This is a genomic window from Luteitalea sp. (assembly GCF_044337415.1).
In the GTDB taxonomy this organism is placed as follows: Bacteria; Acidobacteriota; Vicinamibacteria; order Vicinamibacterales; family Vicinamibacteraceae; genus Luteitalea.
In genome coordinates this window covers 1-12,269 of the sequence record NZ_JBIINP010000126.1, presented here as the reverse complement: position 1 = coordinate 12,269, position 12,269 = coordinate 1, and the positions used below count along the sequence as shown (strand labels likewise).

Annotated in this window: 10 protein-coding genes; 9 read left to right on the top strand and 1 reads right to left on the bottom strand. The window is 71.8% G+C overall.

Annotation, left to right across the window (positions count from 1 at the left end):
- From ACIRDX_RS15850 to ACIRDX_RS15840, 3 genes are all read left to right on the top strand, one after another.
- On the top strand, positions 1 to 1,641 hold a 1,641-nt coding region (locus tag ACIRDX_RS15850), incomplete at its 5' end, for a VWA domain-containing protein (protein WP_396626408.1).
- On the top strand, positions 1,638 to 3,284 hold the full coding sequence (locus tag ACIRDX_RS15845; RefSeq protein WP_396626407.1) for a methylmalonyl-CoA mutase: 1,647 nt from the start codon (positions 1,638 to 1,640) through the stop codon (positions 3,282 to 3,284). The genes ACIRDX_RS15850 and ACIRDX_RS15845, both read left to right, overlap by 4 nt.
- Before the next feature lie 139 nt (positions 3,285 to 3,423).
- Complete coding sequence (locus ACIRDX_RS15840) at positions 3,424 to 3,840, top strand: cobalamin B12-binding domain-containing protein (RefSeq protein WP_396626406.1); 417 nt, start codon at positions 3,424 to 3,426, stop codon at positions 3,838 to 3,840.
- Positions 3,841 to 3,870: 30 nt separating this feature from the next.
- Here ACIRDX_RS15840 and ACIRDX_RS15835 read toward each other — a convergent pair whose 3' ends face one another.
- On the bottom strand, positions 3,871 to 4,869 hold the full coding sequence (locus ACIRDX_RS15835) for a c-type cytochrome (protein WP_396626405.1): 999 nt from the start codon (positions 4,867 to 4,869) through the stop codon (positions 3,871 to 3,873).
- A 192-nt stretch (positions 4,870 to 5,061) separates the two neighbouring features.
- On the opposite strand from ACIRDX_RS15835, the gene ACIRDX_RS15830 reads away from it, so the two are divergent.
- From ACIRDX_RS15830 to ACIRDX_RS15805, 6 genes are all read left to right on the top strand, one after another.
- A complete protein-coding gene (locus tag ACIRDX_RS15830) occupies positions 5,062 to 5,955 on the top strand; it encodes a response regulator (protein WP_396626404.1) in 894 nt (297 codons plus the stop codon).
- Positions 5,956 to 6,020: 65 nt separating this feature from the next.
- Positions 6,021 to 8,621 (top strand): valine--tRNA ligase, encoded by a 2,601-nt coding sequence (valS, locus tag ACIRDX_RS15825; protein ID WP_396626403.1) that lies wholly within the window; start codon positions 6,021 to 6,023, stop codon positions 8,619 to 8,621.
- Positions 8,618 to 9,475: a carboxylating nicotinate-nucleotide diphosphorylase gene (gene nadC, locus ACIRDX_RS15820; RefSeq protein ID WP_396626402.1), complete on the top strand. Its 858-nt coding sequence runs from the start codon at positions 8,618 to 8,620 to the stop codon at positions 9,473 to 9,475. The genes valS and nadC overlap by 4 nt, the downstream gene beginning before the upstream one ends.
- Complete coding sequence (locus ACIRDX_RS15815; RefSeq protein WP_396626401.1) at positions 9,472 to 10,389, top strand: biotin--[acetyl-CoA-carboxylase] ligase; 918 nt, start codon at positions 9,472 to 9,474, stop codon at positions 10,387 to 10,389. Before nadC ends, ACIRDX_RS15815 begins: the two co-directional genes overlap by 4 nt.
- The gene (locus tag ACIRDX_RS15810; protein WP_396626400.1) at positions 10,386 to 11,159 is read left to right on the top strand and encodes a hypothetical protein; all 774 of its coding nucleotides are present in this window, start codon (positions 10,386 to 10,388) and stop codon (positions 11,157 to 11,159) included. Before ACIRDX_RS15815 ends, ACIRDX_RS15810 begins: the two co-directional genes overlap by 4 nt.
- On the top strand, positions 11,152 to 12,269 hold a 1,118-nt coding region (locus tag ACIRDX_RS15805), incomplete at its 3' end, for a class I SAM-dependent RNA methyltransferase (protein ID WP_396626399.1). The genes ACIRDX_RS15810 and ACIRDX_RS15805, both read left to right, overlap by 8 nt.

Sequence of the window (12,269 nt, the reverse complement as noted above, 5' to 3'; positions counted from 1 at the left end):
AAGGACCCGCTGGTCAAGTTCATCGAGACGCAGGTCGGCCCGCTCGACATGATCGCGATGATGTACCCGCTGGATCCGTTGCGGGCGGTGAGCTTCACCCGCAACAAGAAGGCCGTGATCCAGCAGATCCTGAGCTGGCAAGGCCGCAAGTACCAGTACATCCCGCCGCGCAACATGTTCGAGGAGCAGTACGCCAACTACCCCACGCAGATCGTCGAGAGGATCCGCAACCAGGTGAGCCTCTCGGCGCTGCGCGGGCTGATGACGCGCCTCGGCGGCATGCGCGAGGGGCGCAAGACGGTCATCGTGGTGAGCGAGGGCTACACCGACTTCGTGCCGCCGCAGTTGCGTGGCAACAACGCGCAGACCGGCATGGTCGGGCGCGGGACCACGGCGATGACCGGCGACTCGTCGGTGGACCCGATGGGCGCGATGGCGCTCGACCGCGAGCGCTTCTTCGGCGACATGGACATCCGCATGCTGATGCGCGACGTCACCACCGACGCCAACCGCAACAACGTGTCGTTGTACATGCTGGACCCGCGCGGCCTGGCCGGCTTCGAGTTCGACATCAACGAGGGCGTGGGCCTGCAGGTCGACGCTGCGGCGCTTCGCCAGACGCAGGATTCGCTGCGCGTGATGGCCGACGAGACCGACGGGCGCGCCATCATCAACCGGAACGACCTCGGCGGCGGGCTCGCGCAGATGATGCGCGACGCCAGCGCCTACTACCTGCTCGGCTACTCCTCGTCGGCGGCGCCCACCGACGGGCGGTTCCACCAGATCAAGGTGCGGGTGAAGCGGCCCGGCATCGAGGTGCGCGCCAGGCGCGGGTACTGGGCGCTGAAGCCCGACGAGGCCGCCACGGCCATGGCCGCGCCACGCCCGGGTCCCCCGCCTGACGTGCAGGGCGCCCTGTCGGAGATCGACAAGGTCGCGCGGGCGCGCAACGTCCGCACGTGGGTGGGCTATGCGCCGGACCCGAGCGGCAAGACCCGCGTGCTGTTCTCGTGGGAACCCGTCACGGCCGGGCCCGGTGTGCCTGCGCCGGTCGGCGAACCGGTGTCGCAGGTCACGGTGATGGCCGTCAACGAGAAGGACGGCCCGGTGTACCGCGGCAAGGTGCCCACCGCGCCGTCCACGGCGGTGCCGTCGCCGGGGGGCGGGCAAACGTCCTTCCTCGTGGCGCCGGGCGCCGCGCAGATGAAGGTGCAGCTCGAAGGCGGCTCCGGGGCCCTGCTCGGGTCCGACATGCTCGAACTCGCCGTGCCCGACTTCAGCAAGGAACCGCTCGTGGTGGGCACACCCGCCCTGTTCCGCGCCCGCACGGCCCGCGACCTGCAGGCCCTCGCCGCGGCGGCCACGGCGCAGCCGACGGCCGCGCGCGTCTTCAGCCGGACCGAGAAGTTGCTGCTGCGGGTGCACGTGACCGGTGGCGATCCGGCGATCAGGCTGATGAGCCGCACGGGCGATGGCATGAGCGCCCTCGTGGTGCGGGCGGCGCCGTCGGGCAGTCCGTTCACGCACGAGGCGGAGGTACCGCTGGCCAGCCTGCCGGCCGGCGATTTCCTCATCGAGGTGAAGGCCGGCCAGGGCGACGACGCGCCGCGCAAGATCACGGGCGTCAAGGTGACCGGATGACGACGCTGGCCGGCAAGGACGGCACCGTCGCCGCGTCCGCGACGACGACGGCCGAGCCCGCTCGCGACTTCACCTCGGTGAGCGGACGCGAGGTCGCGCCGGTGTATGGCCCGGCCGACGATGCGGGCCGTGACCATGCGCGCGACGTCGCGACACCGGGCGCGTACCCGTACACCCGCGGCATCCATGCGTCCGGGTACCGGGGCAAGCTCTGGACGATGCGGCAGTTCGCGGGGTTCGGCACGGCAGCCGACACGAACGAGCGCTACAAGGCGCTCCTCGCCGCCGGCGGCACCGGCCTCAGCGTGGCCTTCGACCTGCCGACCCTGATGGGGCGCGATCCGGACCATCCGCTCTCGCTCGGCGAGGTCGGCAAGTGCGGCGTGAGCGTGGTGACGCTTGCCGACATGGAGGCGCTCTTCGAGGGCATCGACCTCGGCACGGTGAGCACGTCGATGACGATCAACTCGCCGGCGCCGATGCTGCTGGCGATGTACCTGGTCGTGGCGGAGCGGCAGGGCGTGCCGTGGTCCCGGCTGAACGGCACGCTCCAGAACGACATCCTCAAGGAGTTCATCGCGCAGAAGGAGTACATCTATCCGCCGCGGCCCTCCATGCGGCTGATCGTCGACACCTTCCGCTTCTGTGGCGCGCACGTGCCGCGCTGGAACCCCATCTCGGTGAGCGGGTATCACATCCGCGAGGCCGGGGCGACGGCGGCGCAGGAACTCGCGTTCACCCTGCGCGACGGCATCGAGTACGTCCAGTGGGGCGTCGACGCGGGGCTCGACGTGGACGCCTTCGTGCCCCGGATGTCGTTCTTCTTCAACGCGCACAACGACTTCTTCGAGGAGATCGCCAAGTACCGCGCGGCACGGCGGATCTGGGCGCGGGTGATGCGGGACCGCTTCGGTGCCCGCAGCGAGAAGTCCTGGCAGCTGCGGTTCCACACGCAGACGGCCGGCGTGTCGCTCACGGCGCAGCAGCCGTACAACAACGTGGTGCGGACGGCGATCCAGGCGCTGGCGGGCGTGCTCGGCGGTACCAACTCGCTGCACACCAACTCGCTCGACGAGGCGCTGGCGCTGCCGACCACCGAGTCGGCGACGCTGGCGCTGCGCACCCAGCAGATCCTCGCCTACGAGAGCGGCGTGGCCAACGTCGTCGATCCGCTCGGTGGGTCCTGGTACGTGGAGAAGCTGACCGACGAGTTGGAGGCCGAGGCGCTGGCGACCTTCGATCGCATCGACCGGATGGGCGGCATGGTCGCCGCCATCGAGGCCGGCTACCCGCAGCGCGAGATCGCCGAGAGCGCCTACCGGTTCCAGCAGGCGGTCGAGACGGGGCGCAAGGTGGTCGTCGGGGTCAACGCGTTCGTGGCCGACCAGGAAGCGCCGCTGGAGATTCTGTACATCGACGACTCGGTGGCCGAGACGCAACTGGCGCAGCTGGCGCGAATCAAGGCGTCGCGCGACGCGGCGGCGGTGGCCACGTCGCTGGCATCGTTGCGCGCGGCGGCCCGCGGCGACGGCCCGTTGATGGAACCGCTGCTCGACGCCGTCCGCGCCTACGCGACCGTGGGGGAGATGTGCGACGCGCTGCGCGAGGTGTGGGGGGAGTACACCGAGCGCGCTGAATTCTGAGCGCTCCTCGGGAATGCCGCGATGCTGCGATGCCGGAATGCCGAAGATGAAGGGCGAAGTGGGAAGTGCGAAGGCCGAAGGGCAACGGGCGAGCGCGGCGGCCAAGGACCAGCCCCCAGCGCCCAGCCCCGAGTGAATCATGACTGACCGCCCGATCCGTGTGGTGATTGCCAAGCCCGGGCTCGACGGCCACGATCGCGGCGCGAAGGTGATTGCGCGTGCGCTCCGTGACGCCGGGATGGAAGTGATCTACACGGGGCTGCGCCAGACGCCCGAGCAGATCGCGTCTGCCGCCTTGCAGGAAGACGCCGACGTGATCGGACTGTCGATCCTGTCTGGCGCGCACATGCACGTGTGCACGCGGCTCATGGCGCTGCTCGCGGCCGAGGGCATGGACGACGTGCTCGTGCTGGTGGGCGGGATCATCCCCGACCAGGACATCGCGCGCCTCCGCGACATCGGCATCGAGGGCGTGTTCCTGCCGGGGACGTCCATGCAGGCCATCGTCGACTTCATCAGCGCGCGCGTGCGGCGCGATCAGCCGTTGCTGCCCTGACCGTCGCCCAAGGGCGACGGAGAACCGCCCTCAGTTGGTGGCGGCGGCCTGTCGGCCGACCTTCTCGACCGGGTTCCTGATGGCGGGAACGGTCTTCAGGTAGGCGAACATCGCGCCGAGATCCTCGCGCGTCATGCCCGAATAGGACTGCCACGGCATCGGCGTGTTGAAGTCCTTGGCTGCCACCGGCACGTGGGCCGAGCCGTCCTGGTAGGCCTTGAACCGCTCGATGAACTGTTCCTCGCTCCACGCGCCGAGACCCGTCGCCGCATCCGACGTCAGGTTGGCCGACCGGGCGATGAGGCCGTTGGGGAGCGGGAACTCCTGGCCTCCGGCGAGCCGCTTGTCGGCGATCGGCGCCTTCTGGGCGTCGGTCGGCGTGTGGCAGTCGGCGCAGGCGGCGATGTTCACCAGGTACTGCCCGTAGGCGACGCGGTCGGACGGATCCGGGCGGGCGACGTTGGCCGTCGCCGGCGTCGGCATCGTGCGCACGACGAGCGGCAGCGGGAAGTGGAGGCGGCGGTCGGCGAGTTGCTGGGACCGGGGCGCCATCGTGCGCAGGTAGGCCACGATCGCCAGGGCGTCCTCGCGCGCCATGTGCTTGCCGTACGACGTGTAGGGCATCAGGGGGAACAGCGGCGTGCCGTCGCGCGACACGCCCTCGGTGAACGCCCGCACGATCTCGCCGTCGCTCCACGAGGCGAGCGCCGCCGGCGTGATGTTGCGCGCCACGAGCTTGCCCGGGAACCCCACGGCCTCGTCCCACACCTCGCCGCCAGCCCCGTAGGTGTCCGGCTTCAGCGGACCGGCGTACCGCGTCCAGTCGCGCTGGCTGTGGCAGTCGGTGCACACCGCCACGTGGTCGGCCAGGTACTTGCCGCGCGCGATCCGCTCGGGCGTGGCCTCGGCCGTGAGGGTGGGCGCGGCGCCGACCTTCGGGTAGGCGAGCAGCAGGTACGAGTAGCCTCCTGCGGCAATCACGACCAGGCAGACGGCCAGCACACCGACGATCTTGAGCACGAGACGCATGGCTTCGCTCCGGGGCTGCCACTTCAGGCGTAGCCCGACACCTACAGAACGTTCGAGAGGGTGGGTGCCGAACACGGGGCCCGGCTGGGCGCGTCCCGACCCGGGACGCGCCCCGTCAATCGACGAGAGCCGGGGCGCCGGAGTTCCACCCGTGCTTGACGGCTGCTCACCCGGGTGACTACGCTCAGCCCCATGAGCTACACGCTGTTGCTGGCCGATGACAGTGTCACGGTCCAGCGCGTGATCGAGCTGACCTTCGCCGACGAGGGCTTCAAGGTCGTCTCGTTCAGCGACGGCGACGAGGTGGTGGGCTACCTCGGGGCGGGCAACAAGCCCGACGTCATCCTGGCCGACACGACCATGCCCGCCCGCGACGGGTACGACGTGGCCACGTGGGTGCGGGGGCAGGCGTCGTTGGCGCAGGTGCCCGTCGTGCTCATGACCGGGGCCTTCGAGCCCATCGACGATCGGCGCGCCGAGGCCTGCCAGGCCGACGCCGTCCTGGTGAAGCCGTTCGAGCCGCAGCAGGTCGTCTCGCTGGTCAAGCGCCTGCTGGGCGGGGAACGTGGCGAGTCACTGGGCGAGTTCGCGCCGCCGCGCGCCGGCGCTGCTGCGCCGGTCACCGAGGGCGCCGCGGCCACGCTCGCGCCCGGGGTGGACACCTACGCGTCGCGGCTGGACCAGCACCTGGCCGCCCGCCAGGGCCGAGCTGGCCTTGCCCGCGTCGAGCTCCCGGCCGATGCCCCGGCCGTCGCCCCAGCGCCAGCCGCCGAGGCGCCGGAGGTGGCCGCGATGCCGCCTTCCGGGGCCGTCGCTGCTCCCTCGCTCGCCAGCGCCTTCTCCGCCATCCTCGCCGAGGAGCGCGGGGAAGGGCCTGCGGTGGTCGGTCCGCCCGCCTCGGCGGCCACGGCTGCGGCCGCCGGCGCCGGCGTGGTCACCGACGCCTTCATCGAGGAGGTCGCGAGCCGCGTCGTGGCGCGCCTCACCGACAAGGTGCTGCGCGAGGAAGTGACGCGCCGCGTGCTCGACGTCGCCGAACGGCTGATCGCCGAGGAAATCGCGCGGATCAAGGCCGGCACGCGCTGACCCGTCCGGGCGCCGACCCTCGCCCCCTTGCGGAGGGCGGGGGCACCCCCTACGATCGTGCGGTGATGTCCGAGGCGTCGTCCCCGTCCTACCGCGTTCCAGAGAAGCCGGCCCTCGAGGGCCTCGAAGCCAAGTGGCAACCCCGGTGGGAGGCTGACGCCGTCTACCGGTTCGACCGGACGCGTCCCCGCGACCAGGTCTACGCCATCGACACACCGCCCCCCACCGTGAGCGGGTCGCTGCACGTGGGGCACGTCTTCTCCTACACCCACACCGACGTCATCGCACGCTTCAAGCGCATGCGCGGCTTCGCCGTGTGTTACCCGATGGGCTGGGACGACAACGGCCTGCCCACCGAGCGGCGGGTGCAGAACTACTACGGCGTCCGGTGCGATCCGTCGCTGCCGTACGACCCGGCCTTCGAGCCGCCAGCCACGCCGGCCAAGCAGCCGATCTCGGTGTCGCGCCCGAACTTCATCGAGCTCTGCACGCGCCTCACCGAAGAGGACGAGAAGGCCTTCGAGCACCTCTGGAAGTACCTCGGCCTGTCGGTCGACTGGTCGATGACCTACGCGACCATCGGCAAGCGCGCGCAGAAGATCTCGCAGCTCGCGTTCCTGCGCCTGCTCGAGAAGGGGCAGGCCTACCAGCTCGAGGCGCCCACGCTCTGGGACGTCGACTTCCGCACGGCCGTGGCCCAGGCGGAACTCGAGGACCGCGAGATGCCCGGCGCGTACCACAAGATCCGCTTCGCCCGCGCCGACGGGCAGGGCGTCGTCGAGATCGACACGACGCGCCCCGAGCTGATCCCGGCCTGCGTCGCGCTCGTCGCCCATCCTGACGACGCGCGCTACCAGCCCCTGTTCGGTACGGACGTCATCTCGCCGCTGTTCGGCGTGAAGGTGCCGATCCGCCCGCATCACCTCGCCGATCCCGAGAAGGGCACCGGCATCGCGATGATCTGCACGTTCGGCGACCTCACCGACGTGATCTGGTGGCGCGAGCTGAACCTCCCGGTGCGCTCGATCATCGAGGCCAACGGCACGCTGCGGCCGATCACGTTCGGCAGCGAGCAGTGGCCGTCGGTGGACGTCGCGCGCGCCGAGGCGGCCTACGCGCCGCTGGTCGGCCGTGGCGCCTCTCAGGCGCGGACGCGCCTCGTCGAGTTGCTCAAGGAGTCGGGCGATCTCGTCGGCGAGCCGCGCCCCATCACGCACGCCGTGAAGTTCTTCGAGAAGGGCGACCGCCCGCTGGAGATCGTCACGAGCCGGCAGTGGTTCATCCGCACGATGCCGCACCGCGAGGCGCTCATCGCACGCGGTCGCGAGCTCGAGTGGCACCCGTCGTACATGCGCGCCCGCTTCGAGAACTGGGTCGAGGGCCTCAACGGCGACTGGTGCGTGTCGCGCCAGCGCTTCTTCGGGGTCCCGTTCCCGGTGTGGTACCCGATCGGCGCCGACGGCGCGGTGCGCTACGACCAGCCGATCCTCCCCGCCGAGGCACAGTTGCCGATGGATCCGTCCACGGACGTGCCGGCGGGCTACGACGCGGCGCAACGCGGCGCGCCCGGCGGCTTCGTCGGCGACCCCGACGTGATGGACACGTGGGCGACCTCGTCGCTGACACCGCAGATCGTCGGGCAGTGGGGCGACGACGACGACTTCTTCGGCCGCGTGTTCCCGCTCGACCTGCGTCCGCAGGCGCACGACATCATCCGCACGTGGCTGTTCTCGACGGTGCTGCGCGCGCACCTCGGGCACGACGCCCTGCCGTGGAAGCACGCCGCGATCTCGGGCTGGGTGCTCGATCCGGATCGCAAGAAGATGTCCAAGTCGAAGGGCAACGTCGTGACGCCGATGGGCCTGCTCGAGGAGCACGGCTCCGACGCGGTGCGCTATTGGGCCGCGAGTGGGCGGCCGGGCGCCGACACGGCCTTCGACACCGGCCAGATGCGCGTCGGGCGTCGCCTCGCCATGAAGCTGCTCAACGCGGCGAAGTTCGCGCTGGCCCGCACCGAACCGACCGGCGCCATCACCGCGCCCGTCGATCGTGGCCTGCTCACGCGCCTGGCGGCGCTGGTCGGCGAGGCCACCCAGGATCTCGAGGACTACAACTACACGCGCGCCCTCGAGCGCGCCGAGCAGTTCTTCTGGGACTTCTGCGACAACTACCTCGAGCTCGTGAAGGCACGGCGGTACGGCGACCTGGGCGTCGACGGGCAGGCCTCGGCCAACGCGGCCATGCTCGTGGTGCTCGACACGCTGCTGCGGCTCTTCGCGCCGTTCCTGCCCTACGTCACCGAGGAAGTGTGGTCGTGGTGGAAGGACGGCTCGGTGCACCACGCCGCCTGGCCCACGGCCGAGGGCGTGCTCGCCAACATCGGCGGCGCGGGCGACTCGGCCGGCGAGGAGGCACTCGCGATGGCGTCGTGGGCGCTCGGTGAGATCCGCCGGACCAAGTCTGAGGCCAAGAAGCCGCTGCGCACGCCCGTCGTCGACTTCCACCTGTCTGCCTCCGCGGCCGACCTCGTGTCGTTCGAGGCGGCGCGTGCGGACGTGGCCGCGTCGGGCTTCGTGCAACAGGTCCGCACCAGCGAGGGCGAGGCGCGGACCGCCACCGTCGAGCTCGGTGAGCTCGAGCCGAACCCCAAGGAGGTCGGCGCGTGACGACGCCACTCGTGCCCCTGGACCGCGCCCTCTATCGCGAACTGGTGCGTCGCGCGCTGGCCGAGGATCTCGGCTGGGGCGACGCCACCACCGAGGGCACGATCGAGGAGCACCAGCGCGGCCACGGCCGCCTGCTGGCCAAGCAGGCATGCGTGATCGCGGGCCTCGACGTTGCCGAGGAAGCCTTCCTCCAGCTCGACCCGTCATCGACCCTGGTGCGCCACCACGACGACGGTGCGTGGTGCCCGGCCGGCACGCTCGTCGCGGAAGTGACGGGGCGGGCGCGTGCCCTGCTGACGGCCGAGCGCACGGCGCTCAACTTCATGCAGCGGATGTCCGGCATCGCCACGGTGACGCGCCGCTACGTCGAGGCCACGGCCGGCACGTCGCTGGTCATCCTGGACACACGCAAGACGACGCCGACGCTCCGCGTGCTCGAGAAGTACGCGGTCCGGGCCGGCGGTGGCACCAACCACCGCTTCGCCCTCGACGACGGCATCCTGATCAAGGACAACCACGTCGCGCTGGCGGGCGGCGTGGCGACGGCTCTCGAGCGGATGCGCAGCGCCGGGCTCGACATGAGCATCGAGGTCGAGGTTCGCACGCTCGACGAACTCGACGTCGCGTTGGCCGCCGGCGCGACGCGCATCCTCGCCGACAACATGGACCTGGCGACCCTCTCCGAGACGGTGCGCCGCGCCCGGGGCCGCGCGCAGATCGAGGTGTCGGGTGGCGTCACCCTCGAGCGCATCCCCGAGATCGCGGCCACCGGGGCCGACTTCGTGTCCATCGGGGCCCTGACGCACTCGGCGCCCGCCGTCGACCTCAGCTTCAAGATCGCCCCCGCGCCGTGAGTGCGGCCCTCGACGCCTGGCTGGCGGCCGTGCGCGCCGGCGCGGCGCGCGCGCAGGCCGGCGCCTTCGCGCATCACGTCTCGGTGCGCGCGACCACCGGGTCCACCAACGATGAAGTCGCCCGCGCCGCCGTCGAGGGCGCTCCCGAAGGCTACACGGTGATTGCCGCGGAGCAGACGGCCGGCCGGGGCCGTCGCGGCGCGTCGTGGCATTCGCCGGCCGCCCACGGCCTGTACGTCTCCACGCTCCTGCGCCCGGATCGCTGGTCGGCCCTCGCCGGCGAGCAGGGCGCCGCCGCGTCGTCGCTGGTCACGCTGATGGCGGGCGTGGCCGTCGCCGAGGCCGTGCGCGAGGCGTGCGGCGCGGCCGTCGAACTGAAGTGGCCCAACGACGTCATGGTACGAAGCCGCCGGCAGTCGGCAGTCGACAATCGGCAGGCTGGCCTTCCTTCGGCCCAGCCAGGCTGGCGGAAGCTCGCGGGCATCCTCGCCGAAGGGGCGAGTGACGGTGGCGTGCTCCGTACCGTGGTGGTCGGGGTCGGCATCAACGTGCTTCGGTCGGACGCGCCGCCCGATGTGGCGGCGCGGATGATCACGCTGGAAGATCTCGCGCCTGCGTCGTGCGAGCCGCTCGCGCTGGTCAGCGCGGTCGTTGCGGCGCTGCTGGAGCGGATGCACACGGGCGTCGGTGCTCTCGCGGCCGGCGACCTCGTCCGCGTGCGGGAGTCGTGGCTGGCGCTGGCGCCCAGTGTCGACGGCACACCGGTCCGCTGGCATCATCACGGGGTGACTCACAGTGGACGCGCCCGTGGCATCGATCAGTCTGGGGCGCTCCGCGTACAGGTGGCGGCCGCTGCCGAGATGCTCGTCCACGGCGGCGAGGTGGAGTGGCTGCTGGAAGGCGTCGGCGCGTGAGCGCACACGACACGCCGGTCGCGGCAGAGGGCCCGCGCGAAGAGGCCACCGACATCGGCGCCTACTGTCGCGCCGTCGAGGCGCACCTGTGCCGCGTCAACGGCGGCCACCTGGTCCGCATCGTCGGTCCGGCCTTCGAATTGGTGGCGAACTGGGCTCGCGATGGGGTGCCGCTGCGGGTCGCGACCCACGGCATCGACCGCACCATCGCTCGCCTCACGGCACGGGGGCCGCGTCGGCGTCCCGTGAGAGTCGAGTTCTGCGAAGCCGACGTGCGTGACGCGTTCGACCAGTGGCGTCGCGCCGTGGGCGTGCGTGCCGCTGCCGTCGCGGTCACGCCCGAGGGCACGACGGCGGGACCCGAGGCGGCAGCCGCTCGCGGCCGGTCGCTGCCCAAGCACCTGGAGCGCGTGCTCATGCGCTTGTCGTCGGTGGCGGCCGGCAGCGACATGCCGACAGGCCTGCGAGAGGCCGTGGCGACGGCCATCGCGGACGTCGACGCGCGGCTGGATGGCGCCCGAGGTGCGCGGGCCGAGGCGCGCGCCACCCTGCTCGCCGACCTGCTGGCCATCGAGACGGCACTCACCGGCGCGGCCCTCGCGGCCTTGCCGGACGCCGCGCGAGCGACGGTCGACGCGCAGGTGACGCGCGAACTCGCCGCCTACCGCGCGCAGTTGCCGCCCGAGGCGTATCGTGAGGCCGAGGCGGCGCTGCGGGGCGACCTCGTGCGGAAGCACTTCGCCCTGCCACAGGTGCGTGTCGATGGCTGATCCGACTCTCCACGATGTCGACCTCGAGAAGCCCGTCGCCGGGGGACGCTCCCTGGCGCGGCTCGACGGTCGCGTGATCCTCGTGAGCGGGGGCATCCCCGGCGAGCGCGTCCGCATCGTCGTGGAACGGACGGGGAAGGGCGTGGCGTTCGGTCGCGTCGTCGACGTGCTCGAGGCGTCCCCTGATCGCGTGGTGCCGGCCATCGACGCCCGCTGCGGCGGGCTGGTGTTCGCGCACGTCGCCCCCGAACGGCAAGGCCTCCTGAAGCAGGCGATCGTGACCGACGCGCTCGAGCGCATCGGCCGGTTGCGTGACCTGCCGCCCATCGAGGTGGTCGGGTCGCCCTCGACCGGGTGGCGACTGCGCGCCCGGCTGCACGTGCAGGGAGGGCGCGTCGGCTTCTTCCTGGAGGGGACGCACACGCTGTGCGATGCGGGGGCCACCGGCCAACTGGCGCCCGGCGTGCTCGCCCTGGCCGAGGACGTGGTGGCTCGGCTCCGCCCCGAACTCGTGCCCAGCGTCGAGGCCGTGCTCGTGGCCCAGTCGGTGGCCGGCGATCAACAGGCGGCGCATCTCGAACTGGCCCGGCCATTGCCGCGCCGTCGCGAACTGTGGGTCGAGGGGCCACCGTCCGGCTGCACGGGTGTGAGCGCCGCGCTCGCGTCGTCGCGCCATCCGACGACCCTGGTCGGCGACCCGTACGTGCGCGACCCGTGGGCGGCGCTCGGCGTGACCGGGGGCGAGGCGGGGATCACGCGTCACGCCGCGGCGTTCTTCCAGGGCAACCGCGTGCTCCTGCCACAGCTCCTGGCGCGGGTGCTTGCGGCGGCGACCGAGGCGCGCGAGGTGATCGACCTCTACGCCGGTGTCGGCCTGTTCGGCCTGGCGGCGGCCTGCACGTTCCCGCAGGCATCGGTGACGTGCGTCGAGGGGGATCCGATCAGCGCCGAGGACCTGGTGGCCAACGCGGCGCCTTTCGGTGGGCGTGTCCGTGCGGTGCGGGGCGATGTCGAGGGGCTCGTGCGCAGCCAGTCCGCACACCTGGCGGATGCCTGCGTGATCGTCGATCCGCCCCGCACGGGCCTGTCGCCGGTGGCGCTGTCGGCGAT